The 25,955-nt window shown below is 65.4% G+C and carries 25 protein-coding genes; 15 read left to right on the top strand and 10 right to left on the bottom strand.

The genetic code is table 11. The features are described 5' to 3' along the window. Positions 1 to 67: 67 nt before the first annotated feature. Positions 68 to 1,435 carry a WS/DGAT domain-containing protein gene (locus CH251_RS06350; RefSeq protein WP_256978866.1) on the bottom strand — a complete coding sequence of 456 codons (1,368 nt, stop codon included), beginning with the start codon at positions 1,433 to 1,435 and terminating at the stop codon, positions 68 to 70. A 115-nt stretch (positions 1,436 to 1,550) separates the two neighbouring features. Here CH251_RS06350 and CH251_RS06345 point away from each other — a divergent pair, with 115 nt between their 5' ends. Further along, positions 1,551 to 2,981, top strand: a complete 1,431-nt coding sequence (locus tag CH251_RS06345; RefSeq protein ID WP_143537888.1) for a sialidase family protein — start codon at positions 1,551 to 1,553, stop codon at positions 2,979 to 2,981. Positions 2,982 to 3,038: 57 nt separating this feature from the next. On the opposite strand, the gene CH251_RS06340 is transcribed toward CH251_RS06345, so the two are convergent. Beyond that, positions 3,039 to 3,860 (bottom strand): hypothetical protein, encoded by an 822-nt coding sequence (locus CH251_RS06340; RefSeq protein ID WP_094612386.1) that lies wholly within the window; start codon positions 3,858 to 3,860, stop codon positions 3,039 to 3,041. A 133-nt stretch (positions 3,861 to 3,993) separates the two neighbouring features. Continuing rightward, positions 3,994 to 4,572 carry a TerD family protein gene (locus CH251_RS06335; protein WP_094612542.1) on the bottom strand — a complete coding sequence of 193 codons (579 nt, stop codon included), beginning with the start codon at positions 4,570 to 4,572 and terminating at the stop codon, positions 3,994 to 3,996. Between the two features lie 225 nt (positions 4,573 to 4,797). On the opposite strand from CH251_RS06335, the gene CH251_RS06330 reads away from it, so the two are divergent. Beyond that, on the top strand, positions 4,798 to 5,547 hold the full coding sequence (locus tag CH251_RS06330) for a DUF1906 domain-containing protein (RefSeq protein ID WP_094612385.1): 750 nt from the start codon (positions 4,798 to 4,800) through the stop codon (positions 5,545 to 5,547). A 136-nt stretch (positions 5,548 to 5,683) separates the two neighbouring features. On the opposite strand, the gene CH251_RS06325 is transcribed toward CH251_RS06330, so the two are convergent. Continuing rightward, positions 5,684 to 6,544 carry a hypothetical protein gene (locus CH251_RS06325; protein ID WP_094612541.1) on the bottom strand — a complete coding sequence of 287 codons (861 nt, stop codon included), beginning with the start codon at positions 6,542 to 6,544 and terminating at the stop codon, positions 5,684 to 5,686. 303 nt (positions 6,545 to 6,847) lie between these two features. Between CH251_RS06325 and CH251_RS06320 the strand changes: the two genes are divergently transcribed. Continuing rightward, positions 6,848 to 8,068, top strand: a complete 1,221-nt coding sequence (locus tag CH251_RS06320; protein WP_094612384.1) for a mannosyltransferase — start codon at positions 6,848 to 6,850, stop codon at positions 8,066 to 8,068. On the opposite strand, the gene CH251_RS06315 is transcribed toward CH251_RS06320, so the two are convergent. Next, positions 8,010 to 8,294 (bottom strand): 4a-hydroxytetrahydrobiopterin dehydratase, encoded by a 285-nt coding sequence (locus CH251_RS06315; protein WP_094612383.1) that lies wholly within the window; start codon positions 8,292 to 8,294, stop codon positions 8,010 to 8,012. The two genes, CH251_RS06320 and CH251_RS06315, sit on opposite strands and share 59 nt — an antisense overlap. A gap of 14 nt (positions 8,295 to 8,308) precedes the next feature. On the opposite strand from CH251_RS06315, the gene CH251_RS06310 reads away from it, so the two are divergent. The 6 genes from CH251_RS06310 (at position 8,309) to CH251_RS06285 (ending at position 14,520) form a co-directional block, all read left to right on the top strand. Next, positions 8,309 to 8,722, top strand: a complete 414-nt coding sequence (locus CH251_RS06310; RefSeq protein ID WP_094612382.1) for a (deoxy)nucleoside triphosphate pyrophosphohydrolase — start codon at positions 8,309 to 8,311, stop codon at positions 8,720 to 8,722. Positions 8,723 to 9,051: 329 nt separating this feature from the next. After that, positions 9,052 to 10,989 (top strand): translational GTPase TypA, encoded by a 1,938-nt coding sequence (typA, locus tag CH251_RS06300; RefSeq protein ID WP_094612380.1) that lies wholly within the window; start codon positions 9,052 to 9,054, stop codon positions 10,987 to 10,989. A 106-nt stretch (positions 10,990 to 11,095) separates the two neighbouring features. Beyond that, complete coding sequence (locus CH251_RS06295; protein WP_094612540.1) at positions 11,096 to 12,877, top strand: ABC transporter family substrate-binding protein; 1,782 nt, start codon at positions 11,096 to 11,098, stop codon at positions 12,875 to 12,877. Between the two features lie 29 nt (positions 12,878 to 12,906). Next, the gene (gene mshB, locus CH251_RS06290; protein WP_373454923.1) at positions 12,907 to 13,815 is read left to right on the top strand and encodes an N-acetyl-1-D-myo-inositol-2-amino-2-deoxy-alpha-D-glucopyranoside deacetylase; all 909 of its coding nucleotides are present in this window, start codon (positions 12,907 to 12,909) and stop codon (positions 13,813 to 13,815) included. Positions 13,816 to 13,842: 27 nt separating this feature from the next. Then, on the top strand, positions 13,843 to 14,001 hold the full coding sequence (locus tag CH251_RS27410) for a hypothetical protein (protein WP_008714214.1): 159 nt from the start codon (positions 13,843 to 13,845) through the stop codon (positions 13,999 to 14,001). A gap of 66 nt (positions 14,002 to 14,067) precedes the next feature. Next, positions 14,068 to 14,520, top strand: a complete 453-nt coding sequence (locus tag CH251_RS06285; RefSeq protein ID WP_094612379.1) for a hypothetical protein — start codon at positions 14,068 to 14,070, stop codon at positions 14,518 to 14,520. Here CH251_RS06285 and CH251_RS06280 read toward each other — a convergent pair. The 3 genes from CH251_RS06280 to CH251_RS06270 are packed head-to-tail and all read right to left on the bottom strand — an operon-like array spanning position 14,447 to position 17,134. Then, the gene (locus tag CH251_RS06280; protein WP_094612378.1) at positions 14,447 to 15,142 is read right to left on the bottom strand and encodes a uracil-DNA glycosylase; all 696 of its coding nucleotides are present in this window, start codon (positions 15,140 to 15,142) and stop codon (positions 14,447 to 14,449) included. The two genes, CH251_RS06285 and CH251_RS06280, sit on opposite strands and share 74 nt — an antisense overlap. A 1-nt stretch (position 15,143) precedes the next feature. After that, positions 15,144 to 16,658 carry a PH domain-containing protein gene (locus CH251_RS06275; RefSeq protein ID WP_094612377.1) on the bottom strand — a complete coding sequence of 505 codons (1,515 nt, stop codon included), beginning with the start codon at positions 16,656 to 16,658 and terminating at the stop codon, positions 15,144 to 15,146. After that, positions 16,655 to 17,134 carry a PH domain-containing protein gene (locus CH251_RS06270; protein ID WP_094612376.1) on the bottom strand — a complete coding sequence of 160 codons (480 nt, stop codon included), beginning with the start codon at positions 17,132 to 17,134 and terminating at the stop codon, positions 16,655 to 16,657. Before CH251_RS06270 ends, CH251_RS06275 begins: the two co-directional genes overlap by 4 nt. Positions 17,135 to 17,321: 187 nt before the next feature. On the opposite strand from CH251_RS06270, the gene CH251_RS06265 reads away from it, so the two are divergent. From CH251_RS06265 to dapC, 4 genes are all read left to right on the top strand, one after another. Next, a complete protein-coding gene (locus CH251_RS06265; protein ID WP_256978865.1) occupies positions 17,322 to 19,862 on the top strand; it encodes a bifunctional FO biosynthesis protein CofGH in 2,541 nt (846 codons plus the stop codon). 37 nt (positions 19,863 to 19,899) lie between these two features. Further along, entirely contained in the window at positions 19,900 to 20,658 is a 759-nt protein-coding gene (locus tag CH251_RS06260) for a hypothetical protein (protein WP_094612375.1), read from the top strand. A 114-nt stretch (positions 20,659 to 20,772) separates the two neighbouring features. Continuing rightward, positions 20,773 to 21,096 carry a ferredoxin gene (fdxA, locus tag CH251_RS06255; RefSeq protein ID WP_008714223.1) on the top strand — a complete coding sequence of 108 codons (324 nt, stop codon included), beginning with the start codon at positions 20,773 to 20,775 and terminating at the stop codon, positions 21,094 to 21,096. A 5-nt stretch (positions 21,097 to 21,101) separates the two neighbouring features. Then, entirely contained in the window at positions 21,102 to 22,205 is a 1,104-nt protein-coding gene (gene dapC, locus CH251_RS06250) for a succinyldiaminopimelate transaminase (protein ID WP_094612374.1), read from the top strand. Between the two features lie 259 nt (positions 22,206 to 22,464). On the opposite strand, the gene CH251_RS06245 is transcribed toward dapC, so the two are convergent. Continuing rightward, a complete protein-coding gene (locus CH251_RS06245; RefSeq protein ID WP_094612373.1) occupies positions 22,465 to 23,715 on the bottom strand; it encodes a hypothetical protein in 1,251 nt (416 codons plus the stop codon). A 322-nt stretch (positions 23,716 to 24,037) separates the two neighbouring features. Here CH251_RS06245 and CH251_RS06240 point away from each other — a divergent pair, with 322 nt between their 5' ends. Then, complete coding sequence (locus tag CH251_RS06240; RefSeq protein ID WP_094612372.1) at positions 24,038 to 24,502, top strand: hypothetical protein; 465 nt, start codon at positions 24,038 to 24,040, stop codon at positions 24,500 to 24,502. Positions 24,503 to 24,571: 69 nt separating this feature from the next. Further along, positions 24,572 to 25,189, top strand: a complete 618-nt coding sequence (locus CH251_RS06235) for a LysE family translocator (RefSeq protein ID WP_094612371.1) — start codon at positions 24,572 to 24,574, stop codon at positions 25,187 to 25,189. Between the two features lie 340 nt (positions 25,190 to 25,529). On the opposite strand, the gene CH251_RS06230 is transcribed toward CH251_RS06235, so the two are convergent. Next, positions 25,530 to 25,955 (bottom strand): hypothetical protein, encoded by a 426-nt coding sequence (locus tag CH251_RS06230; protein WP_094612370.1) that lies wholly within the window; start codon positions 25,953 to 25,955, stop codon positions 25,530 to 25,532.

The following is a 25,955-nucleotide window of genomic DNA, read 5'->3' as shown; positions in this document are numbered from 1 at the left end:
GTCTGGTGGGAGAACCTGAGCCCGACGCCCGACAAATGCTGAGAACTGTCTGGCAGTTCGGTTCCGGTCAGGCCAGAGCTTTGCGGACGTCGTCGAGGGCGTCGCGAAGGAGTGCCTCGTAGAGATCCGGGGAGGGTACGGCCGCACTGTTGGAGGTGATGCCGACGGTGACGGTATCGCCGATGCCGTGCACTCCGTGGGTCAGGCTCATGGCGGGGGACAGGGCCGGGAAACCTGCGGTGAATCGGACGGAGCCGCCGCCGAACGTGAGGTCTGCGGCACCGCGCGAGACGCTGGAGACGACGGTGTTCCCGGTGACGGACGGAGGGACTGCGGTCGGATCGAACTGCGCGACGCCCCATTCGGCCAGAAATGCAGGCACGTGTGCTTCGACGGCGTCCTGTGACGCGCGGGCGGCCTCCGACAGCGGATGGTTCGCGCGAGTCCGACGCGCGGCCAGATCGGCCGATACGAGTCGACTGCGAGTGCGGATGTCCGGTTCGTCGGTGAACAGTCCGACACCGACGTTGCCGAAATTGTTTCGTGCGTCGGCTCGGGCGTCCCTCGCCAGCGTGACCTCGGCGGCCAGATCCGGACCGTCGCCGAGAAGCCGTTGCAGTGCAACCGATACTGCGGTCAGCACGAAGGTGGTGATGGTGGTACCGGCGGACTGCAGGTCGGATTTCGGAAGCACGATGGTCCGTACCGACGTCCGGCCGGTGGGCGGCACGTCGAGGGCGGTCCGAGCGCGCGAGTGTGCGGGCGGGGGAATCGCACCCTCGTCGGTACCTCGTCCGAGGCTCAGCGCGTCGCGTCGGGCACGGACGCCGCCGCGAACCATCCGTGCCAGTCGCAGCGGGACGGTCGCAGCGGCAACGATCGTGGATGCGTGCGCGAACAATGCGGGAGGCTCCGTCCGGACCGACGCCGGTGGAAGTGGATGCGTGCCGAACAGGTCGCGGGCTGTGCGAGCAGCAAGTGTTCCGTCGGCCGCCGCGTGCGAAAGCTGGAGCACGGCAACGACAGCCGCGCCGCCGGGAGCGTCGGTGACGTTCGGATACAGGTGCAGGTGCCACACGGACACTCGGGGATCGACCTGACGGGTGAACGATGCAGCGATCGCGTCGAGGCACTCCGGCCAGGTGCTCGTCGTCCGGTGGACGGAGATCGCGTCGGAGCGCGGGCCCGCCTCGGTCCAGAGGGGATAGTCGAGTCCGAATGCGACGTCGGTGATGCGTCCGCGTAGAACCTCGATGCGGCCGCTGCGCTCGTGGAGTCGTGCCACCTCGGAGTCGAAGCCCTCGGATCCGCTGTCGAAGCAGTACAGCAGAAACTGGTCGCTCGGAATCTTCGATGCCATCCAGTACGCGCGTGCGTCGGCGGGGTGCAGGCGCGTCGATCCGGGGCGACTGTGGTCGGCTCGGGCGCGGGGCACACGATGAGCCTATGCGTCCCAATGCGAATCGGGAGTTTACGTACTGACCGGTCCCGTTCTGTGATCTGTCACCAGGACGGGCCGAGGACTTCTTCGGTTGCCTGGAGGTCTACCGGTGCCATCGGCGCTAGCCTGGTCCAATGCATCGACCAGCACTGTGGCCGCGACGCCGTGGCACCCCATGGCGGGTGTCGTGACGCCCAGAGTTGCCTCGGGTTATCGGGCGGGACTGCGTTCCTCGACCAACGCGGCCGCATCGGCCGACTTCGTCACCGACATCTCCTACACCGAGTACGGCTCTGCGGCCTGCACCCTCGGGGTGGCGGCGGACAACACCGTCTTCGTCGCGCCCGCGTTCACCGTCGACGGTGTCGGTGTACTGCGCTCGTCCGACTTCGGAAAGTCATGGCGCGCATCGGTTCCCGAGGGGGTGCAGCAGGGTCGGAATCGACCCTATCTGTACTTCGACGACGTCGACGAGCGACTGTTTCTGCACGCCGGCCGTTTCGACGCGGTGCCGCCCCACCCGCTGCGAACGGGCTTCACCCTCGGAGTCAGTGACGACCGGGGCGAAACCTGGCGCACCCGGAAAGTGGCATCGAAAGCGAGGATGGACGCCAAAGTATTTGCCGGACCAAGCAATTCACGGTCGGGGAGAGTTACGTACCTCTCCGCGCCCACGCCGTTCGCGGTACGGGTGCGGCCACTGATCAACGTCACCCGGCAGGTCATCTGGCGGTCCTTCGACGGCGGGGTGAAGTGGGAGGTGGCCGGTGGTTTCGACATCGATTCGAAGAACATCCCCGGATTGCCGAGTCGGGAGTACGTCGCGTTCGGCAAGGGCGTCGTCGGTCCGGACGGCACGGTCTACATCGGTGGGCGTTATGGTCGACGGTTCGCTGTTGCGGTCAGTCGCGACGAAGGCCTGACGTGGGACGTTCGGATGGTCCCGGGTTCGGCGCTGGCGAAGTACCACAATGCACTGCACTTTCTGCTGCTCGGTTCGCGATACCTGCTGCCGGAGTCGATGGCCGTCGACGACGACGGAAACGTGTACGCGGTGTGGCCGGACCGCGACGGGTTGCTGCATGCCGCCTGGTCCTCGGACGGTGCGGTGAGTTGGTCGAGGCCGGTGGTTGTGTCTGCACCAGGGGTGCGCGACGCCCGCTTCGGCGCGATCACCGCCACCGGGTCCGGACGGGTGGGTATCGCCTACTACGGCCGTGAGAAGGGTCGTGCGTTCCACGGCTTCATCGCGCAGTGCCGCGACTTCCGCACCGGCGGACCGGTGTTCGTCGGCGGTAAGTACAACGAGCCGGATGCACCGCTGTTTCCGTACGGGTTCTGCGGTGTCGTACCGGGTTTCGGTTCGAGACGCTCACTCAACGAGATAGTTCGTGTGCATTTCGCCCCCAACGGTGACCTCGTGACCGGGGCTGCGATGCAGATGCGGGGGAGGAACAGGCAACGGCCGTGGGCGGCGCGCTCGGAACACACCGAGATGCAGGCCGTCCTGGGGCGGCTGGGCCGAATCGTCAGAGCGTAGCAGCCGAAAGGCCCTGCAGCAGTGCGCTGCAGGGCCTTTCGTGATCGTGGGTAACCTCTAGGCGACGTTGATCATGCCGACAGTGGGGAAGAAGAAACAGCTCTTGTCCGAACCGTCGAGGGCCTTGTGGTTCACGGTGCCGAACACCGCGGCGAGCACGGTTCCCGATCCGGTTTCGACGGGTACGGCGCGGGCACCGGCGGCAGGCAATGAGTCGATCGCTCCGATGACGAACGGCCGGACGATGTCCTTCGCGGCGTCGGGCACGCCGGAGTTGGCGAGGATCGAGTCGGCGAGAGTGGTTGCCAAGCCGCCGAAGTCGGCGAATCCGCCCTGCAGGGTGTTGACGTTGAACCAGGCGACCTGCATCCCGGTCTTGTCTGCGGAATCGTTCACGATTCCGGCCGGGACGAACGCGAACATGGTTTCGCCCTTGTCGACGGCATTGAGCTCGGGGATCTGTATGGACGGCAGGAACGGCAAGGTGGGGATGGCCGGCGCGGTCAGCCGAGGCCACGGTCCGGCCGCTCCGCCTGCGACACCCGGAACGATGCCGAGGGGCGAGCCCGCCGCAGCGGCGCAGTTGATCGCTGCCGTGGGGTAGAAGAACGGCGTGATGCCGAAGTCGGTGAGGGCCTTGTTGGCCGCGTTCAGTGCGGCGAACGGATCGACGCTCGCGTCCTCGGCGACCGGGGTACGTGAGTCGGCGATCGCGGTCGCGGCGTCGAGTGAGGCACCACCCTGTCCCTGCAGTGCGGCGATCGCCTGCGCCAGTGGATCGGCCGGTGCCGGATCCGCTGCGGCAGTGGCGGGGACAGCGAGCAATGCCGCGCAGGAGAGCGCGAGCGCGCCCGCCAAACGGCTGAGGCGACGAGACATGTGTGACTCCTGTGACTGATGTGGCTTATGTTGCGTGTGCGCTGATACCACCACACATCATCTGGGCGTCACAAGCTCAGCCGGAATCCGTTGTCCAATCGAGACGGTCCGAGCGAGTCGGTTCGCGGACAGCTCAGCCCACGTCGATGCCGAAGTCGCGCACGATTCCCTCCAGGCCCGAGGCGTAGCCCTGGCCGATGGCGCGGAACTTCCATTCGGCCCCGCGGCGGTACAGCTCGCCGAACACCATTGCGGTTTCGGTGGAGGCGTCTTCGCTGAGGTCGAAGCGGGCGAGTTCGCGACCGTCGGACTTGTCCACCACGCGGATGAAGGCGTTGACGACCTGGCCGAAGTTCTGGCCCAGGGCATCGGCGTTGTGAATGGACACCGGGAAGACGATGGAGTCGACTTCCGGGGTCAGGGCTGCCAGGTCGACATCGATGCTCTCGTCGTCGCCTTCGCCTTCGCCGGTCCGGTTGTCGCCGGTGTGCTCGATGGCACCGTCGGGGGAGCGCAGGTTGTTGTAGAAGACGAAGTAGCTGTCGCTCAGTGCCTTCTTCGTGGTGCGAAGTCCGATGGCGCTGGCGTCGAGATCGAAGTCACCGCCGGTGGTGGCGCGGACATCCCAACCGAGTCCCACGCTGACCACGGTCAGGTTCGGTGCTTCTTTGGTCAGCGAGACATTTCCACCCTTGGCGAGCGATACGCCCATGTCCATCCACTCCTCAGCGCATTCGTGCGTGCATCGTCCTCCCCACCATATTCATGTTCGTGACGTCGATGCTCGAGGTGCTCGTGTGAAGCCGGAGGGATACGTGGTGGTGTGAGCAGTGGGGCTGGCGATGCCGGTGTGATTGTGGTGGGATACGACAAACGACGGAAAATAGCAGTGGTTGTGCGATTACTCGGGTAGGCGCGCCGCAGCGATCGAACGACGATGGAGATTTCTGTGCAGGTTTCGCGACGTGAGTTGTTCAAGTACGCCGCCGCGGGGTCCGCGGCCGCCGTCGGATTGGTTGCGTTGGGAACGGCGACCGCGCACGCCGACGCCGGACTCGGCACCCTCGTCGACTACTCGGGTGGGGTGCCGTCGGCGGCGGCCATCAAGGCGGCCGGTCACCTCGGGGCCGTTCGGTACGTCTCCGATCGGCGACCGGATGCGAACTGGATGATCGGCAAGCCGATGCGCAAGTCCGAGGCCGACTCGCTGACGTCCGCAGGGCTGGAAGTGGTCTCGAACTATCAGTTCGGCAAGGGTGCCACGTCCGATTGGCGTGGCGGGTACGCGGCGGGTGTCGAGCATGCAGAGCGGGGACTCGAACTCCACCTCGCCGCCGGTGGTCCGACGGACCGCCCGATCTACGCGTCGATCGACGACAACCCCACCGCCGTGGAGTTCGCAACTCTGATCGCGCCGTACATCCTGGGCTGGCAATCGGTGATCGGAGCCGAGAACACGGGGATCTACGCCAACTCACCGACCATCGAATTGGCCTCGGTCGCCGGACTCGGCCAGTGGTATTGGCAGCACAATTGGGGAACCCCCAAGGGCTTCGTTCACCCCGACGCACACATTCATCAGATCCGAATCGACAAGGATTTCGTGGGCGGCGTCAAGGTCGACATCAACAACATTCTGAAAGCCGACTACGGGCAGTGGTCGAAATCCGAGGCGAACATTCTCTGAAATAACATCGATGTAATTCATTCCGACAATTCTCGAATTCAACGCATAGATGTTTTCGGAATTCGCCTGAATCGACAGTTTCGCCCCCGGCTTGCGAGGAAGCCGGGGGCGAAACTGTCGGTAGAGCAGATACGAGCTACGGAACGTAGACCGTGCCGATGGTGGGCAGGAAGGTGCAGCTGCGCGGAGCTGCGGCCGGATCTTCCTTCGACTGCGTGGTGATCGAACCGGAGATCACCGAAAGGACGCGTCCGGGGCCGGTGTCGGCGATCGCGGACAGCGTTGCCGGACCGTCGGTGTTGATCATGGCCGCGCCGGTCAGGTCCTGCGTTCCCGAGCGACGGTTGTCGATGTTGAGCCACGTCACCGTCAGGGGAGCTGCCTGCTGCGCAGCGACGGGCGCAGTGCCGAGGGCGGTGAAGACGAAGCCGGCCTGTCCTGCACCGGGTCCGGGAGGCGGCAGGGTGGCCGGTCCCGGTACGGCGAGGGCTGTTCCGACGGAATCGGCGGTGTCGGAAATGCAGCCCTTGCCGAGCGTCGGGTACAGGAACTGGGCGATGACGGGTCCATCGGCCGGCAGTTCGGGTCCGCCGCCGCCGGAGCCGTCCAGGAAGGTGATGACCCGTTCGAGCAGTGCCTTGACCTGGTCCGGGAGCTGCGCGGTTTCCAGCAGGGTGCGGGCCTGACCGAGCAGGTCCGCCGCCGGAGCAGCTCCCACGTCGGCAGGTCCGGCTGCGGCACCGAGAATGGCCGGTGCGAACGAGGCGAGTGCTTCGACGTCGGCCAGGTTCGGCAACGGCTCACCGGGGGCGGGGAGGAACTGAGCGATCAGAGCAGCGGGATCGGCCGGTGCTGCGGGCAGATCTGCCGGTGCCATCGGCACCAACGGCTGTGCGGATGCGCTGGTCGGCACGACTAGTGCGGCGGCTGCGGCTACGGCAAAGGCTGTAACTACGCGACGCGTTCCGCGGGTACGAAGCACGGTGATATTCCCCATTCTGATCATGACGCGGGCCCACGGCGACAGCCGGTGCTCGAGGGGTCACTCTATGTAGCGCAATCCCCGATGTACAGCTGTTGTCGGTCGAGCCCTCCCCCGTCGCATCTTTGCCAGGGCAGTCTATTGGTCACACGCTGCGAATTCTCCGCAGACGCACACGATAACCTGTTACTGAAGTTATCAGTGTGAAAGGTGATGCAAATGTTACTCCGGTGCGCAGGCGGTTGGGGCGCGTGAGCGGAGCCCTATAAGCTCGACGACCGATACACCGCATCGATACCGAACGGAACCGCACGCACAGTGAACCGACTTGTTCGGCTGGCCCCCGTTCTGCTCGCAGTCTCGGTGATCAGCCGATTCGTCTGGGCTTTCGCCACGCCCAACGGAATGAACCTCGTGGACCTACACGTCTACGTCGACGGCTCGGCGGCACTGCTCGGCGGCAATCTGTACGACTACACGTATTCGGTACAGACCCCCGACTTCCCACTCCCGTTCACGTACCCGCCGTTCGCCGCGCTCGTGTTCTTCCCGCTGCACTATCTGCCGTTCACGGTGGTCGGCGTCCTGTGGCAGGCCGCGACCATGATCGCGCTGTTCGCCGTGGTGAGGCTGGCGCTGTCGATGGTGCTCGGCGACGAGCGCGCCGCCGAGCCGCGCTGGGTACGCATCGCAATGCTGTGGACCGCGCTGGGACTGTGGTCCGAACCCGTGCGGACGACGCTGGACTACGGCCAGGTCAACGTGTTTCTGGTGCTGGTGGCAATTCTCGCGGTGCGCAGCAGCAGGTGGTGGGTGGCAGGCGGACTGGTCGGCCTCGCCGCCGGAATCAAGCTGACCCCGGCCATCACCGGTCTGTACTTCCTGGCCACCCGGCGATGGAAGGCCGCAGTGTTCTCGGCAGTGGCCTTCGCCCTCACCGTCGCGGTCAGCTACGCGGCGCTCGGACAGCAGGCGGCCACGTACTTCACCACGTTGCTCGGCGATGCCGACCGCATCGGACCCGTCGGCTCGGTCTGGAATCAGTCTCTGCGTGGTGCGCTCAGCCGGATCGCGGGGGAGGACGTCGGGCAGGGGCCGCTGTGGATCGTCGCCGCCGTCTTCGCGACAGGGCTGGCGATCGCGGCATGGCGTGCGATCGGACGCGAAGACCATCTGGGCACGCTGGTGATCGTGCAACTTCTCGGCCTGCTGATCTCACCGATCTCGTGGTCGCATCACTGGATCTGGGTCATCCCGATGGTGATCTGGCTGGTACACGGCCCGCTGCGCGACGTAGCCGGGGCGAAGATCGTCGCAGGATACTGGTTGGTGACGGTTACGGTGGGGGTGCCGTGGCTGCTCAGCTTCTTCCAGGAATCGATCTGGACCATCCCCCGTCCCGGACTCGAAGCGTGGGCCGGTGCCGTGGACGTTGTCGGAGCAGCGTTGTTCCTCGGCTGGGTGGTCTATGCCGGGCGAGTCAGGAAGGCGCGGTCAGTGCATCGATCCGACGTGCCAGATCCACATCCTTCTGTGTGAGCCCGCCGGCACTGTGCGTCGAGAGGGTGAACGTGAGCGTCCGCCATCTGATGTCGATGTCGGGGTGATGGTCCGCTTCCTCCGCGGCCTCGGCCACGCGGTTCACCGCCTCGATGGCAGCCGGAAACGACGCCAGTTCGACGGTGCGAGTCAGAGATTTCCCGACCACGGTCCATTCGGCGAGCCGGGCGTCCTCGATGTCGCGATCGGTCAGCAGTTCGGTCATAGAAAGATGGTGGCATGTCCGGTACCCCCACCGCTGTGGTTGTCGCAGCCGCGTTGACGCACGACGGCAGGCTGCTGCTGGCGCAACGAACCCGTCCACCCGAACTGGCGGGTCTCTGGGAACTGCCCGGCGGCAAGGTCGAGCCGGGGGAGTCCGAGGACGCCGCGCTGGTGCGTGAGCTGCGCGAGGAACTGGGAGTCGAGTGCTCGATCGGAGCGGCGCTCACCGGAGATGTCGACCTTGCCGGTGGCCTGGTGATGCGTGCCTACCGGGCTTCGCTCGTCTCGGGAATGCCTGCAGCGCTGGAACATTCGGCCCTGCGCTGGGTGGATGCCGAGACGCTGGTGACGATGGATCTGGTCGACGCGGATCGGCTCTGGCTGCCCGAACTGCTGGAAATCCTGCTCACTTCGCCCGAGCGGTCTTGAGGCCCTTCTTCAGGTCCTTCTTGGTTGCGCCTGCCGATTCGAGTTTCTTCATTCGCATGATTACCACGGGACATTTGATGCACCGAACCTTCTTGCGGCAGCATTTTTTCTTGGGCTTCATCCCCGAGACATCTACTGCCTTTATCTTGCCCATGAGCACCAAGACTAATGGGTGGCGCAGGTCACAGACCTGAGGGTGGCGCGGGGTACCGTCGGACTACGGGTAAACTCGATCAGTCGCGAGAACCTCGCGGTGCAGCGCGCTTCTCTAGCGACATAAGCCCGCTAGCGAACAAGAGCCCGCATTCGACTCCAGGAGAATTTTTCGCGTGAGCGCCCCAAGCAGTGCAGACAACATCGACAGCACCACCACTTTTCGCAACGTAGCCATCGTTGCACACGTCGACCATGGCAAGACCACCCTGGTCGACGCCATGCTCCGGCAGTCAGGCGCGTTCGAGGAACGTGCCGAAGCGATCGACCGCGTCATGGACTCGGGTGACCTCGAAAAAGAAAAAGGCATCACGATCCTGGCCAAGAACACGGCCGTTCACAAGCGCAATGCCGACGGCACGATCACCGTCATCAACGTGATCGACACCCCCGGCCACGCCGACTTCGGCGGCGAGGTCGAGCGCGGCCTGTCCATGGTCGACGGCGTCGTCCTTCTCGTCGACGCTTCCGAGGGCCCGCTTCCGCAGACCCGCTTCGTCCTGCGCAAGGCGCTCGCCGCCTCGCTCCCGGTGATCCTGGTCGTGAACAAGACCGACCGTCCCGACGCGCGCATCGAAGAGGTCGTCTCGGAGAGCCACGATCTGCTCCTCGACCTCGCATCCGACCTCGACGACGAAGCGTCCGAGGCAGCCGAGCTCGCACTCGATCTTCCCGTTCTCTACGCCTCCGGCCGTGAGGGCAAGGCGTCGCGGGTTCAGCCCGAGAACGGCAACGCGCCCGACGCCGAGAACCTCGACGAGCTGTTCGAGGTGCTGCTCAACTACGTCCCCGCGCCCAAGGGCAACGTCGACGCACCGCTGCAGGCCCACGTCACCAACCTCGACGCGTCGGCCTTCCTCGGCCGCCTCGCCCTGGTGCGTATCCACAACGGCCAGCTCTCCAAGGGCCAGACCGTGAGCTGGATGCGCGAGGTCGACGGCGAGCCCGTCGTCCAGAAGGCCAAGATCACCGAGCTGCTCAACACCATCGGCGTCGAGCGCGTTCCCGGCGAGCGCGGCGTCGCAGGCGACATCGTCGCCGTCGCGGGCTTCCCGGACATCATGATCGGCGACACCCTCGCCGATCTGGAGAACCCGGTCGCACTGCCCCGCATCACCGTCGACCAGCCGGCCATCTCGGTCACCATCGGCACCAACACGAGCCCGCTCGTCGGACGCGTCAGCGGCCACAAGCTCACCTCGCGCATGGTCAAGAGCCGTCTGGACCAGGAGCTCATCGGTAACGTCTCGCTCAAGGTCCTCGACATCGGTCGCCCCGATGCCTGGGAGGTCCAGGGTCGTGGCGAGCTGGCGCTGGCCATCCTCGTCGAGCAGATGCGTCGCGAAGGCTTCGAGCTCACCGTCGGCAAGCCACAGGTGGTCACCAAGCAGGTCGACGGCAAGCTGCACGAGCCCTTCGAAGAGCTCACCGTCGACACACCGGAGGAGTACCTCGGTGCGGTCACTCAGCTGCTCGCAGCGCGCAAGGGCAAGATGGTGCAGATGACGAACCACGGCGCAGGCTGGGTTCGCATGGAGTTCATCGTTCCCTCGCGTGGCCTGATCGGTTTCCGCACCGATTTCCTCACCGAAACCCGCGGCACCGGTATCGCCAACGCCGTCTTCCACGGTTACGCACCGTGGGCCGGCGAGATCCGCGCCCGCCACACCGGCTCGCTCGTCTCGGACCGTAACGGCACCGTCACTCCGTTCGCGATGATCCAGCTGGCCGACCGCGGCACGTTCTTCGTCGAGCCGGGTGCAGACACCTACGAGGGCATGGTCGTGGGCATCAACCCGCGTCAGGAAGACCTCGACATCAACGTCACCCGAGAGAAGAAGCTGACCAACATGCGTCAGTCCTCCGCAGACGTCATGGAGACCCTGGCCAAGCCCAAGAAGCTCGACCTGGAAATGGCCATGGAGTTCTGTGCAGGCGACGAGTGCGTCGAGGTGACCCCCGAGGTCGTCCGCGTCCGCAAGGTGCACCTCGATTCCAACGAGCGCGCCCGCGAGCGTTCGCGCAGCAAGACTCGCGACAAGGCTGCTCTGTAAGACTCACTTCGTGCGGCAGAAGCGACGTGTCACCCTCGTGGGGCGCGTCGCTTCTGTCGCAGAAGGTAGCCGACTACGAAGGAGATCCTCGTTGCGCAAGGTGCTGATGCCGACGGTTCTGGTTTCTGCCATCGCTCTGGTACTCACCGCGTGCACTGCGGATCCGCCGCCCCCGATCGAGAGTGTCGAGACTCCGGTCAGTACGACGATGGTGCCGGCCGAGACCGGTGATCCGGTCGTCGTCGCCATCGACGACGTCGGTATCGGCTTCAATCCACATCTTCTGGCGGATCAGTCGCCCGCGACGGCCGCGGTGAGTTCACTGGTTCTGCCCAGCCCGTTCCGCCCGGTCCGGAACCCCGATACCGGGGCGACCACGTGGGAGCCGGACCTGTCGTTGCTGCTCTCGGCCGAGGTGACGTCGCAATCGCCGTTCACCATCCGCTATCAGCTGCGCAACGAGGCCCAGTGGTCCGACAGCGCACCGATCGCCGCCGAGGATTTCCGCTACCTGTGGCAGCAGATGACCAACCAGCCCGGTGTCGTCGATCCGGCGGGGTACGCCCTGATCAGCGACGTCGCGTCCTCGGGCGGTGGCAAGACGGTCGACGTGACGCTCTCGTCGCCGTATCCGGCCTGGCAGCGACTGTTCGCCGATCTGGTGCCCTCGCACCTCCTCAAGGACTCACCCGGCGGTTTCCAGGGAGGCCTGACGGACAACGTGCCGGTCTCCGGTTCGCGGTTCAACATCAAGACCGTCGACCGGGGTCGGGACGAGATTCTGCTCGAACGCAACGACCGATTCTGGGGCGAGCCCGCATCACCGGACCAGATCCTCATCCGCCGCGGGGGAACCTCGGCGCAGCTGGCCGATTCGCTGCGGTCCAGTGACGCTCAGATCGCCCAGGTTCGCGGGGGCTCGGCTCTGCGGGCTCAGCTCTCCGCAATTCCCGGAGTGCGAACCGACACCGTCAGGCAGTCACGTGTGCTGTCGATGACGGTCAACGGTCGAGCGCCGAACATGTCCGATTCTGTTGTGCGGCAGGGGATATTCGGTCTGCTCGATCCGAACCTGCTGGCCACGGTCGGAGCGGGCGGCGGCGCGACGGATCGCCGGGCGGCAGCGCAGCTGTCCTCGCCGTCCGACCCCGGCTACTCCGCGACCGCGCCCGCCCCCATCGGCAGAACTGCAGCCCTCGATCTGCTCGAGCGGGCCGGATTCGTGCCGACACCCGACGCCGTGGTGACCTCCACACCGAACCCCAGCGCACCGACCGCCGCCGCTCCGACGACAAGTCCCGCGCCGACCACCACGGGTGCTCCGGGATCGAGTGTGACCCGTCTTGCGGACGCGACCGGCACGGCGTTGCGGTTCGTGATCGGTGCCGTCGAGAACGACGACATCGCGCTCGCGGTCGCCGGGACCGCCGCCGACGAACTCGTCGGCGCGGGCATCGATGCCACCGTCACCCCACTGCCTGCCGACGAGCTGTATTCGACGGCGTTGACCGACGGGACCGTCGATGCGGTCGTGGGATGGACCAGCGCCGGGGTCGACCCCGCCACGGTCCTCGCCTCGCGGTTCGGCTGCGTCGATGCACCGGCCGACGGCAGTGGCGACGGCGTCCAGGTGCCGCGCAACCTGTCCGGGCTGTGCGTTCCGGAACTGCAACCGACGATCGACAGGGCACTGGTGAGCGGCCTCGAGCCCGCCGTGGCCACGAACGAGGTCGAGCCCGAACTGTGGTCGCTGGCGTCGACGCTGCCGATCATGCAGGACTCGTCCGTGGTGGCCGCCGTTCCCGGCATCACCGGCGTCTCGCTGACCGGCCCGGTGGAGGTCGGGATCTTCGCCGACGCGTCGCAGTGGATGCGGACGCCCCGATGACCGACAAGTCGACGATGACGGAGCCTCTCATGACCGAGCCTTCCATGACGGAGCCGCAGCGTTTGCTCCTGGTACACGCACACCCCGACGACGAAACGATCACCACCGGCGGCACCATCGCTCACTATGTTCGAGCCGGGGCAGACGTCACGGTGCTCACCTGCTCACTCGGTGAGGAGGGGGAAGTGATCGGCGAGACGTGGGCCGATCTGGTCGTCGACCGTGCCGATCAGCTCGGTGGCTATCGAATTCTGGAATTGCATCGCGCTCTCGCGGCACTGGGGTGCAACCCGCCTCGGTTCCTCGGGGGAGCCGGTCGTTGGCGAGATTCGGGAATGGCCGGGACGTCGGCTGCCCGCAAGCCGCGCGCGTTCGTCAATGCCGATCGCGCCGAGGCCCTCGGAGCGCTCGTCGCGGTGATGCGTGAGCTCCGGCCGCAGGTGGTCGTCGGGTACGACCCCGAGGGCGGATACGGCCACCCCGATCATCAGCAGGTGCACTCGCTGGTGACCGAGGCCGTGGAGGTCTGCGGAACGGATTCGTTCCCCGGGGTCGGATCGCCCTGGGAGGTGTCGAAGTTCTACTGGACCGTCACCGGACACGATCAGTTGCAGGCGGGACTTGCGGCGATCGAGGAAATTCCCCCGCACTGGCGAATGCCGGAGGACGGCGAGCTGCCGAGCGTTCCCGAGACCACCATCACCACCAGCGTCGACATCCGCGGCGTGCTCGATGCCAAGAGGGATGCGCTCCGGGCCCACGCGACTCAGGTGACCGTCGCGCCGTCCGGCAGCGAGTACGCACTGTCCAACGACATCGCCCAGCCGATCCTGCTCGACGAGCAGTACGTGCTCGTCCGCGGTGAACTCGACCCCGATGAGACGGGTAGGGAGAACGACCTGTTCGCCGGCGTACTAGGCTGTGCTTCGAATCACTGATACCACCACAGCAGGGGCGGAACACACATGTACAACTGGGTAGTACAGGACGCCATCGTCGCGTTCGTCGATTCTCTCAAGCCGCAGTTCGGCGCGCAGGCAGATCTGTACCAGTACGTATTGGGACAGATCGCCATGGGTGCGAGCAACTTGCTGACCTCGCTGGGATACCCGCCGGTTTCCTGAGTGCCGATTCCCGGTTTTTCGAATGCGATGCACTGAAACAACCAGGGTCAAGGCAGTATTGGGCGCATGATCTCGAAGGCCGCATCCAATACTGTCGCCCTGGTGTCCTGGGCGACCGTCGCAGTACTGGTGTTCGACGGCTTCCTGTCCGGAATTCTCTCGGTCTTCTTCCTTCCGACCTACCTCGGGTCGGTGCAGTTCCCCATCAGCGCTGTGCTCGGCGGGATCGCGAACGTCGCGCTGATTCTGGCCGCACGCAAGGTCGCAGATCGGCCGATCTGGGTGGCGTCGCCCCTGATCGGCTGGTTCGCTGCAGTGGTGCTGTGCATGCTCGGCGGCCCGGGAGGCGACGTTCTCCTACTCGCCGACTGGCGCACCATGCTGCTCATCGTGGCCGGCGCAGGCCCCGCCGGAGTGCTGCTGTTCATGTTCCGGATGAAGGCGATCACAGCAAGCGTGCATGCCGACCCGCATCCCGCAGCACATCCTCGATCATCGTCGGAGTCAACAGTCCGGTGAAGGTGTTTCGCTGGCTCACGTGATAGCTGGCGAACACGGTGATCGAGCCCAGATCGAGCCGAGCCCCATGTCCGAATTTCGGTGCAGGCCTGGGTATCTCCCACCCGTTCGCGGCCAGTGTCGGCAGCAGAGACTGCCAGCCGAAGGCACCGAGGACTAGCACCGACCGCAACGTCGGACGCAGCAACCGTAATTCGTCGTCGAGCCAGGGTCTGCAGGTATCCCGCTCGGTGGGAGTCGGCTTGTTCTGCGGGGGAGCGCAGTGAACCGGAGCGGCGATGCGAACCCCGTTGAGCGTCAATCCGTCTCCGATGTGGGTGGCGGTGGGTTGGCTGGCCAGACCGACCGCATGCATCGCGCGATAGAGGACGTCCCCGCTGCGATCGCCGGTGAACATCCGCCCGGTGCGGTTCGCACCGTGCGCGGCCGGTGCCAGCCCGACGATCAGCATCGCCGCATCGGCGGGTCCGAAGCTGGGAACTGCTCTGCCCCAATATGTTTCGTCGGCAAATGCGGCCCGCTTCTCGGCAGCGACCTGCTCGCGCCACTGCACCAGGCGCGGGCAGGCGCGGCATTCGGCCACCGCGATGTCGAGTTGCTCGATGCTCTGCGGCCGCGTCATGTCAGGTCCGGTGCAGCCAGACGTCCCCGGCTCCCGGGGTGACGGCGTCGATCATCGCCCACGCGTTCTCGATGGGGATGTCGATCACCTCGTAATGTCCGACGCCTGCGGGAGTCGCAGCGACGATGGTGGCCACCCCGGCGCGACGCTGGAAGAAGGTCTGCCGCACGGTCCAACCGATGATGCCTGCGGCTTCGAGGCTGTGTCGAGTCCTGTCGAGCGAACCGTGCTGGGTGATGAGCCAACCGGGCAGCACTGCATGGCCGAGACCGCGGAAGCGATCGTGTGCGAGTCCGAAGGCGGCAACGAACAACACTCCGACCGCGATCCACGCCAGTATCGGGATCGGTGCGCCGACATACTGTGCGATGCCCAGCGCTGCACCGAGAACGGCAACGGGCAGAACAGCGCGCGTGTAGCGGCGTCGACGAGCTGCGGGTCCGTGCTGCAGCAGAGGCCGGTCCGAACTTCCGTGTAGACCGGCCTCGCCGAGCACGGTGGTCATCATCCGCAGCGCCTCGGCGCGTGGGGCCTGGGGGAGCAGCAGAGACGATTCCTTCTTCTCGGCGCTGACGCCGGTCATGATGGCGTCCAGCCTTGCTCCACCGGCCGCACGAAGCAGCAGCGGTTCGGACAGCGAGGTACCGCGCAGCCGCTTGCGATCGAGTGTCGACTGACGGGTGCGCAGCAATCCATGGCTGACGTGCATGGTGCGTCCCTGGTCCGTCACCGTCAGGTTGGCGTAGGCCAGCAGGTAGCGGACGCACGCGAAGATGCTCGATACGACGAGCAGCGCCATCAGCGCCACGACGACGAACACCGCGATTCCCAATCGCTCGGCGGAGTCGATGCTGTTGGAGACCACCGACGACTCGGCCAGTGTCTGCCCGAGTCCGTACTGGAACAGCACGCCGACGGCCGCGGCGATGGTGACGATGCCGGTGATGGAGAACGGTGCGAATCGCACCCACGAGAGCTGCCAGTGCGCAATCTCCACGTCGGGATCCGCTGCTGCGGTCGGTGTTCCGTCGGTCGCGGGGATCTGCCCCGAGACTCGCTGCAGCAGATCTCCACGAAGTGCCGGTACCAGCGAGGTGTCGAGGGCGTTGAGCTCGAAGGCCTCGCCCTTGCCTGCCTGTTGCCCGGTGCCGATGCGCAGGATGGACAGGCCGAGTACGCGGTGCAGCACGTTCGCTTCCACGTCGACCGACCGAATTCTGTTGCGCGGAATGGAGAGCACCTTCTTCTGGAGTACCCCGCTGCGCAGTTGCACGTGCACCGGACCGATCCGGTAGCTGGTGGTGAACCACCGCAGAATCGCGAACACCACGACGACAGCAAGAAGGCCGAGACTCCAGAAGTGGTTACCGCTCTGACTGCCGACGAAGAACGAGATCAGCAGCACCGGCAGGATCTTGATGCCCTCGTTCACCGGATGTACCAACAGCATTCGCTTGTGCAGGCGCAGCCACGGCTGATCCTCCTCGACGGCGAGCAGTTCCGCCTGATCGGTCATGTCGCGTCTCCGACGGTGCGGCCGGCGATGTCGGTGAGCCGAGCAACCGTCTTGTCCGCGACATCCTGATCCAGTGCCGTGATTCTGACCGCGCCCGCGGACGACGCCGTCGTGACGGTGACGGTGGCCAACCCCAACAGACGGTCGAGCGGTCCGCGCTCGGTGTCGACGGTCTGTACCCGCGAGATCGGTGCGATGCGTCGCTCCTGGCTCAACCAGCCGGTGCGGGTGTAGACCGCGGTGTCGCTGATCTCCCAACGATGCACGCGGTATCGCCACTGCGGCACGACCGCGACGTGCAGGGTCGTGAGGACGATCGAGGCGACGAGGACGGCGACATGCGGCCAGGTGGTCCAGCTCGAGTCGACGACGGCCCAGACGATCTGGGCGACGAAGATCGGCAGCCACAGCAGACCGGCACTCAGAGCCCAGAGCAGACGTGCTCGCGGAGACGGTTGCCACTGCGGATCGGCCATCGTTGTCACGGCTACAAACCTAGGGGTGTCGTTCGGTAACCACCACCCCGGAGCCTGCGGAACGACCCGGCTGGTCGGGAATGGAGCCCGCGGAGCGACCCGAATAGGGGGGAGTGGAGCCCGCGGAACGACCCGGATAGGGGAGGGGTGGGTGGCACGTGCGTACCAACAAGCGCATGATCGACTGGTGACTTCGCTGCCTGACACCGCTCCAGCCGCTTCTGCCATGCGCCGCGTTCTGCGTCGCGCCCGGGACGGAGTCTCGTTGAACGTCGACGAGGCGACTGTTCTGCTGCATGCGCGTGGGGACGATCTGGTGGATCTGATGGCGTCGGCTGCGCGGGTTCGTGATGCGGGTCTGGAGTCGGCCGGTCGGCCGAAGACGGTCTCGTATTCGCGAAAGGTGTTCGTACCCATCACGCGGTTGTGCCGCGACAAGTGCCACTACTGCACGTTCGTCACCGTCCCGGGCAAGCTCAATGCCGCCGGGCACGGGATGTTCATGGATCCCGACGAGATCATCGACGTCGCTCGCAAGGGTGCCGCGCTCGGATGCAAGGAGGCGCTGTTCACGCTCGGCGACCGACCGGAGGAGCGGTGGCCCGAGGCCAAGGCGTGGCTCGACTCCCGCGGCTACGATTCGACCTTGGATTACGTGCGCGCCATGTCGATCAGGGTGCTCGAGGAGACCGGCTTGCTCCCGCACCTGAATCCAGGAGTGATGTCGTGGCAGGAGCTGTCGCGGCTCAAGCCGGTCGCACCGTCGATGGGCATGATGCTCGAGACCACCTCGCGTCGGTTGTTCGAGGAGAAGGGGCAGGCGCATTACGGCAGCCCCGACAAGGATCCCGAGGTTCGGCTGCGGACGTTGACCGACGCGGGTCGTCTGAACATCCCGTTCACGACCGGAATTCTGGTGGGAATCGGCGAGACCCTGCGTGATCGCGCCGAGTCGATAATGGCAATTCGTAAGGTGCACAAGTCTTTCGGGCACGTTCAGGAAATCATCGTGCAGAATTTCCTGGCCAAGTCCGATACCGCGATGCGGTCCGTTCCCGACGCGGGGCTCGAAGAATTTCTGGCGACCATCGCGGTGACGCGCATGGTGGTCGGCCCGTCGATGCGGATCCAGGCTCCGCCGAATCTCGTCGAGCCGGAGGAGACGGCAGCGCTGCTCGGCGCAGGCGTCGACGATTGGGGTGGGGTCTCTCCGCTGACCCCCGATCACGTCAACCCGGAACGGCCGTGGCCGAACCTCGACACCCTTGCCGAGTTGTCCGACAAGGCGGGCTACCGCTTGGTGGAACGTGTTGCAGCGCAACCGCAGTACGTGCTCGCCGGTGCTCCGTGGATAGATCCGCGAATCTCGGCGCATGTGCGGGCGCTCGCCGATCCCGAGACCGGCATGGCGCGCGAGAACGTCAACCCGACGGGTCTGCCGTGGCAGGAACCGGACGAGGAGTGGGAGTCCTCGGGCCGCGTCGACCTGAACACCGAGATCGACACTCAGGGACGCAACACCGAGACGCGTTCGGATCTGGCGAATGCGTTCGGCGACTGGGACTCCATTCGCGAGCAGGTGCGCGATCTCGCCGGACTCGAGCGGGTGGACCGAGACTTGGTGTCCGCGTTGACGGCAGCGGAGAAGGACCCGGCCGGGCTGACCGACGAGCAGTACCTCGCGCTCGCGACGGCCGAGGGCGCGGGCATGGACGCCGTCGCGGCTCTCGCGGACGACCTGCGCAAGCAGGTCAACGGAGACACCGTCACCTACGTGGTGAACCGGAACATCAACTTCACCAACATCTGCTACACCGGGTGCCGCTTCTGTGCGTTCGCGCAGCGCAAGGGCGACGCCGATGCGTTCACCCTGTCCACCACCGAGGTCGCCGATCGCGCGTGGGAAGCACACGTCGTCGGTGCCACCGAGGTCTGCATGCAGGGTGGAATCGACCCCGAACTGCCGGTGACGGGCTACGCGGACCTGGTGCGTGCGGTGAAGGCCAAGGTGCCGTCGATGCACGTGCACGCCTTCTCGCCGATGGAGATCGTCAACGGGGCCTCCCGCGGCGGTCAGTCGATTCGCGAGTGGCTCACCGAACTCCGGGCCGCCGGGCTGGACTCGATCCCCGGCACCGCCGCCGAGATTCTCGACGACGAGGTCCGCTGGGTGCTCACCAAGGGCAAGCTGCCCGCCGCCGAGTGGATCGAAGTGATCACCACCGCGCACGAGGTGGGCCTGCGGTCGAGCTCGACGATGATGTACGGGCACGTCGACAATCCGTCGCACTGGGTCGGTCACCTGAACGTGCTCAAGAAGATCCAGGACAAGACCGGAGGTTTCACCGAGTTCGTGCCGCTGCCGTTCGTGCATCAGTCCTCGCCGTTGTATCTGGCCGGCGCATCGCGACCCGGGCCGACCAACCGCGACAACCGCGCGGTGCACGCCCTGGCTCGCATCATGCTGCACGGCCGAATCGACAACATTCAGACATCGTGGGTGAAATTGGGAATCACGGGTACACAGGCGATGCTGAACGGAGGCGCGAACGATCTGGGAGGGACCCTGATGGAGGAGACGATCTCGCGTATGGCGGGTTCGCAGAACGGTTCGGAGAAGACCGTCGCGGAACTGCACGAGATCGCCGACGGCATCGGACGCCCGGTTCGTCAGCGCACCACCACATACGACCCGGCTCCGGCCGTATCGGTTGCCGGCCTGATCTGACCCTCGGGTCCCACTTTCGAAATGGAGCTTGTCTGACATGGACGACCGTCGAGTCGCCGCGGTTCTGAGCAGTGCCGTCGCCATCATTCATCCCGTGCTCGACATCCTTGCGACACGGGACCCGATCGGCCTCAAGGGACGGACGTTCCGTGAGTCCTCTGCGGATGATTCGAAGCTCGACAACGTCATCGATTTCCTTGCGAAAGCCTTCGACACCACCGACTTCCCGGGTACCGCAGGCTGGGAGGAGCTCGACAGCGACGCTCGCTCGCAGTGGTGGGTCAATCGCATCGGCGCGCTCAACACCGTGGCCGTGGCGTTTCCCGGGGTGTTCGGCATCCTGGTCAACCGGCTGCCGATCCAGGATCTGCTCGGGTTCGCCAACCAGGCGATGGTGCTCGTCGCCGTGGCGCGCGAATCGGGTGTGACCGACCGCGAGACGCACGTGGCGTTGCTCGGGTCGGTGCTGTGCAAGCGTGATCTGACGGCGCTCGCCGACAGTGCTCCCGCGAAGAAGGAAGAGTCACCCAAGTCGGGTCCGTTCGCACTGCTGCGCGGAATGTGGCAGATCGCGAACGTGCTGCGCGACGTCGCCGGTGAATTGGAGAAGCGTCCGCACCCCCGCGGCTTCTACCGTGTACTCGGTGCCATCCCACTCGTCGGCGGTGTCGCCGGCTATCTCGGTGAGCGCGGCGCTCTCTCGCGTGCCGCGAAACAGGGGCGTCAGTGGCTCGCGGCCCACAAGAAGGCATCGGCCCTCGGTGCCGACTCGCCCGCGAAGCAGCTGCGTCGATAGCCGAGCGGGGCAGGTGAGGCGACCCTGAGTCGGTCGGCCTCGAGTTCGGACGGCGATACTAGGATGCTCAGGGCGCGTGAGCGCCCACGATCGATACAGGAGGGGAGAGCAGCAGTGACCTACTCGATTGCAGAACCGTGCGTAGATGTACTGGACAAAGCGTGCATCGAAGAGTGCCCGGTGGATTGCATCTACGAGGGTAACCGAATGCTGTACATCCACCCCGACGAATGCGTCGACTGCGGAGCCTGCGAGCCCGTCTGCCCCGTCGAGGCAATTTTCTACGAGGACGACGTGCCCGAGCAGTGGAGCGCTTACGTCGGTGCCAACGTCGACTTCTTCGACGACCTGGGATCTCCCGGTGGCGCGGCGAAGCTCGGCAAGACCGATTACGACCCACCGTTCATCAAGGCACTGCCTCCCATGGGCGAGAACTGACGACCTTGGTGCGCACAGCGGTGGCAGCGGGGCTGCCCGACTTTCCGTGGGACTCGCTGACCGCCGCCAAGGAGAAGGCCTCGGCTCATCCGGACGGCATCGTCAATCTGTCGGTCGGAACACCGGTGGATCCGGTCGCGGAGGTGATCCGCGCGGCGCTGAATTCTGTTGCGGACGAGCCCGGATACCCGACCACCGTCGGCACTCTCGCGCTGCGGGAGGCCGCGGTCGCCGCTCTCGAGCGTCGGTACTCGATCACCGGAATCTCGACCGACGCCGTTCTGCCTGCCATCGGCACCAAGGAAATGATCGCGTGGCTGCCGACGCTGCTGGGCCTGGGAGCAGACGATCTGGTCGTCATCCCCGAATTGGCATATCCCACATACGAAGTGGGCGCGCTGCTCGCACGGTCTCGGACGATCCGGGCCGACGGCCTGAATCGGCTCGGGCCCGAGCGGGCATCGCTGATCTTCGTCAACTCACCGTCCAACCCGACGGGCAAGGTGCTCGGCGTCGAGCACCTGCGCAAAGTCGTCGAGTGGGCCCGTGAACGTGACGCGATCGTCGTCTCCGACGAGTGCTATCTCGGTCTGACCTGGGACGCCGAGGCCGTGTCGGTTCTCGATTCTCGCGTGTGCGACGGAGATCACACCAATCTTCTTGCCGTGCACTCACTCTCGAAGACCTCGAACTTGGCCAGCTACCGCGCCGGCTTCGTCACCGGTGACGCCTCCCTCGTCGCCGAGTTGCTCGAGGTGCGCAAGCACGCAGGCATGATGGTGCCGTTGCCGATCCAGGCCGCCATGACCGCCGCACTGGCCGACGACGAGCACGAGAACATCCAACGCGAGCGATACCGCGCCCGTCGAACGATTCTCAAATCCGCCGTCGAGGCAGCGGGATTCACCGTCGACCACTCCGAGGCCGGGCTCTACCTCTGGGCCACGCGGGGTGAGCCGTGCCGCGACACCGTCGACTGGCTCGCCGAACGCGGCATCCTCGCCGCACCGGGAGAGTTCTACGGTCCCGACGGTGCACACCACGTGCGGATCGCACTGACGGCCACGGACGAACGCATCGAGGCTGCGGCCGCTCGCCTGCGCGGGTAGAGCGTGGTGCGCTGAGCGTCCACTATTTCCCACGGCTGACGGGATCCCTCCTGCCGACGTGAATTGTGGACAGAGAAGTCAGTTGGCTTCGGCCCCGCTGACGCCGCTGGAGGGTGTGAGCTCGAGAGGGTGTGCGCTCGAGAGGGTGTGAGCTCGAGGTGCGCTGAGTGTCCACTATTTCCCACGGCGAACGGGATCCCGCCTGCCGACGTGAATTGTGGACACTCACGTCAGTTGGCTCGGGCTTGCATGTCGACCATCATTCCGCTTTCCTAACAAGTCGTGGGATGTCCACCGTGATCGGGCCGACCACGTCCGCGTTGGCGGGGTCGGTGAATACATCCGGTGTCGTCGGTCGAACCACGCCGATGGCGGTCGCGTCCGACAGGTCGACAGTTGTCGTGGAGCCGTCGACGTCGATGCGCCGCAGGGTGTTCGTTCCGTCGACCCACCACTGCGTGCCGTCGGCTCCGGTTGCTCGATCGGCGCGACTGGCTTGTACGTCCGCGGGGCCATCTATCGGCTCGATGCGCCGTTCCGTCTCGTTCAATACCCGCAGTCGGGGCGTATCGGGATGGGTGCGGATGGTCCTGTGTCGACGGTCGTCCCGCAAGAAAGACCGACTCGAACCCACGAGGTACAGCCGCCCATCGTGGACTGTGCTGATTCCGCCGCCCTCGGTGGACAACCGGTCGATACTCAGAACGCCGTTCGGGTCCAGGATGCACCGGTGGATGTCGTGCTCGGAGGTGATCCAGCAGCCGCCATCGATTGCGTGGATGCGTCGCGTCCATCGGTCGGTCGGGGGCTCGATCGTCAGTGGCAGCACGTATTTGGTGATGGTTGGTGATCCGGCGGTATCGACGCGCAGTAGGACCGGGTCCGACGAGTGCATCACCCAGACGGTGTCGCCGTCGGTCGCCACGGCTCCGGCGACGAACCGCGTCGGCAGGATCAGTGCGTCGTCGAGATCGAGCTCGACCAAAATGCCCGATGCCAGGTGATCACCTGTTTTCGTGGCCTGGGTCGGCCACCAATCGATCGAGATCGGCACTCTGTCCAGCTCGGTGAGACGATCGGTGCCGTCGACACCGGTCCAGCCGTTTTCGGTTGGTCGGACTTGCTTGTGTACCAGATGCATTCGGGTAATACGTCCGCGGACATGAGGCGGATCGTCGATGCCCCTGTCGTCGAGGCAGGCGCTGAACACTCCGGTCAGTGTGACCGGACCGTTGGTGGATTCGTCCGCCGACCATCGGCTACTCCAGCCGTCGCCGTAGACGAGATGAAGCCACCGCAACCGACCGTCGCGATACTCGACGGGGGCCCTCCCGAATGCGGGTCTTGCGATGGCCGTGAGGCTGTCGTCGCAGACCGAGGGCGCGTCCGATGTGTGGTGTTCGACGACGACGTCTGCGACGTCGCCGACTGATGCGCGGGGAAACGATCCGTCTTGGATCACCCAAGCGGCAACGAAAACACGAATGGTGCGGGGGTTCGACACTGTCATGAAATTCCCGACGCAATAGGGGATTCCGCACGACGAGGCGTTGCGGGCGTCGGGTCACCGTGCTGTGGACACTACCTGCCGTGACGAGGTATCGGAAGCATCCGTCCCAGGGGACGAACCAACCGCCGCGCCAAATCTCGGCTGGGCGCAGACCACCTGTTCGCCCGCGATCCGGTCCGTAGTTGATCGACAATTTTCGATGATGAATTCAGCCGGTCGCACTCGAAGACGATTTCTGTCTCGGAGGCGACACTGCGCCGCGAAAGACGGTCCGTTGTTCGCAGTCTCACCGCACGGAGGCGAGCGTCGCTAGAGTTCGGGTATGGCTCTCGATCCCCCTCACGGACAGTCCATTCTGGTCCGCACAGACTTCAGTGATGATGATGCCTGGCACGCGCTCGTGCGCGACGCGCAAGCCATCCATCGTCACCCCGGCGGGTACGATATGCAGGCGGTACTCACTCCAGTCGACGACCGCCGATTCGAAAATCGGACCATAGAGGAACTGCTCGTCTTAGACGTCGACAGTCACTACTTGTTCGTTGCGGACTCGATGACCATCCAGAATCCGCAACATCCAATCCTCGTGTTGGACATGGTCGACGACGAAGAATCCGACGACGAGGACGATGAAGACGTCGACGATGAGGATATGGCCGAAAGGGTGCGAAGTTTCCGCGTGACTCCGGAAAGCTTGCCTTCCGTGGAGAACAATCTGTCCATCGCCAACTTGGACTTTGCCGATTTCGCGGACCACCTCGACTCCGATGGGGTCTACCGCGGATAAGGTTCCCAGTCGATCGAGCCCTGCAATACTGACTTGAACGGCTCGCATCGTGGGTGTTCTCATGTACCCATGACTCTCAGCCTGCTGCTCAGCTTCGCCGGTGTGTGTTTTCTGCTGGCGATTCTGCCCGGGCCCGATTCGTTTCTGGTGCTCCGCTACAGCATCGGCGGCCTCAAGCCAGGCATCGCCGCGGCGATGGGCGTCGCGATCGGCGGACTGTTCTGGGCCGTGCTGGTAGCCGTCGGGCTGGCGGCGATCGTCGAGCAGTCCGCGACGGCGTATCGCGTCGTCAAGATCCTCGGCGGGCTGTACCTGTTGTATCTGGGAGTGAAGGCCTTCCGGGCGAGACACAAGAACAAGGTGGCAGGCGAACCGCTCGTGCCCGTCGCCGCGTCCGCGTGGTCGGCGTTCGGTGCCGGAGTTCTCTCCTGCGCGCTCAATCCCAAGGTCGGATTGTTCTACCTCGCTGTGGTGCCGCAGTTCCTCACCGTTGTCACGTTCGCCGGGGCCATGACGCTCGGTCTGGTCGAAGTCGTCGTTGCCGCACTGGTGATGGGAGTGTTCTCGGTCGTCGCCTCCCGCGCGGTCGCGCTATTGCGCAGGCCCGCGGTGACCGACTGGATCGACCGCATCAGCGCTGGAATCCTGGTTGCCCTCGGTATCGGAACGGTCGCGTCCTCGGCCTAGTCGATAACAGCAAGTAGGGGAAGTGGCAGCATCACGTTTCACGACTGACGGGTACTGGGGCGCGGCCTAGATCTCGCAAACGCGCGCGCACTTGCCATTCGCGCGCAGAATCGTGACTCGAAACCGCTCGCGTTCAGCAAACGCGCGCGCGTTCGCGAGGACCAGAGGTGCGCGGCGGGGCAACGAAGAGGGACGTCGGTGCGCGGGACCGCCCGAGAGCAGACGGGTCAGGATCCGGCAAACGCGCGCGCACTTGCCATACGCGCGCAGAATCGTGACGCGAAACCGCTCGCGTTCAGCAAACGCGCGCGCGTTCGCGAGGACTGAGGGGCCGCGTGGATCACGGCTCGAGATCCGGCTCGCCCACGTCCCAGCCGCCGCGTCGGATGCGCAGGATGTAGACCAGTTCGTTGCTGCCAAACGCTTCGACGGTGGTGAACCGCTTCGGCTCGGTGTTGACCTCGGGATTGCGTGCGTGCGCTTCCTCGTAAAGCTGAGTGGCTCGAAGATCGGCCAATTCCACTCGGGTCCAGAAGTCGTCGGACTGCACCGAGTAGACCAGCCTCGGCGCGCCGTCGGTGACGTGTGCGACGTCGATGTCGTCATCGTCGGAATCGTCGTCCTCGAGGTCCAGGTCGAGGTCGTCGTCGGAATCGGTGTCCTGCTCGGCGTCGGTTCCGATCAGATAGACGCCCGCCTGCAGGTCACCGGCGGCGACCGTCATGTACTCGGCGTAGTCGCCGGTGTCGATTCCGTCCACGTCCAT

The organism is Rhodococcus sp. 06-462-5 (assembly GCF_002258315.1).
Lineage (GTDB): Bacteria > Actinomycetota > Actinomycetes > Mycobacteriales > Mycobacteriaceae > Rhodococcoides.
Note: the sequence above shows the minus strand (reverse complement) of the source record. Positions and strands in the feature narration are given on the sequence as shown.

Coding starts and splice junctions, on each gene's coding strand:
- CH251_RS06340 (WP_094612386.1), bottom strand. CDS start 3,860: ATGTCTCGTCGCCTCAGCCGTTTGGCGGGCGCGCTCGCGCTCTCCTGC.
- CH251_RS06335 (WP_094612542.1), bottom strand. CDS start 4,572: ATGGGCGTATCGCTCGCCAAGGGTGGAAATGTCTCGCTGACCAAAGAA.
- CH251_RS06330 (WP_094612385.1), top strand. CDS start 4,798: ATGGAGATTTCTGTGCAGGTTTCGCGACGTGAGTTGTTCAAGTACGCC.
- CH251_RS06325 (WP_094612541.1), bottom strand. CDS start 6,544: ATGGGGAATATCACCGTGCTTCGTACCCGCGGAACGCGTCGCGTAGTT.
- CH251_RS06315 (WP_094612383.1), bottom strand. CDS start 8,294: ATGACCGAACTGCTGACCGATCGCGACATCGAGGACGCCCGGCTCGCC.
- CH251_RS06310 (WP_094612382.1), top strand. CDS start 8,309: ATGTCCGGTACCCCCACCGCTGTGGTTGTCGCAGCCGCGTTGACGCAC.
- CH251_RS06295 (WP_094612540.1), top strand. CDS start 11,096: ATGCCGACGGTTCTGGTTTCTGCCATCGCTCTGGTACTCACCGCGTGC.
- mshB (WP_373454923.1), top strand. CDS start 12,907: ATGACCGAGCCTTCCATGACGGAGCCGCAGCGTTTGCTCCTGGTACAC.
- CH251_RS27410 (WP_008714214.1), top strand. CDS start 13,843: ATGTACAACTGGGTAGTACAGGACGCCATCGTCGCGTTCGTCGATTCT.
- CH251_RS06285 (WP_094612379.1), top strand. CDS start 14,068: ATGATCTCGAAGGCCGCATCCAATACTGTCGCCCTGGTGTCCTGGGCG.
- CH251_RS06280 (WP_094612378.1), bottom strand. CDS start 15,142: ATGACGCGGCCGCAGAGCATCGAGCAACTCGACATCGCGGTGGCCGAA.
- CH251_RS06275 (WP_094612377.1), bottom strand. CDS start 16,658: ATGACCGATCAGGCGGAACTGCTCGCCGTCGAGGAGGATCAGCCGTGG.
- CH251_RS06270 (WP_094612376.1), bottom strand. CDS start 17,134: ATGGCCGATCCGCAGTGGCAACCGTCTCCGCGAGCACGTCTGCTCTGG.
- CH251_RS06260 (WP_094612375.1), top strand. CDS start 19,900: ATGGACGACCGTCGAGTCGCCGCGGTTCTGAGCAGTGCCGTCGCCATC.
- CH251_RS06245 (WP_094612373.1), bottom strand. CDS start 23,715: ATGACAGTGTCGAACCCCCGCACCATTCGTGTTTTCGTTGCCGCTTGG.
- CH251_RS06240 (WP_094612372.1), top strand. CDS start 24,038: ATGGCTCTCGATCCCCCTCACGGACAGTCCATTCTGGTCCGCACAGAC.
- CH251_RS06235 (WP_094612371.1), top strand. CDS start 24,572: ATGACTCTCAGCCTGCTGCTCAGCTTCGCCGGTGTGTGTTTTCTGCTG.
- CH251_RS06230 (WP_094612370.1), bottom strand. CDS start 25,955: ATGGACGTGGACGGAATCGACACCGGCGACTACGCCGAGTACATGACG.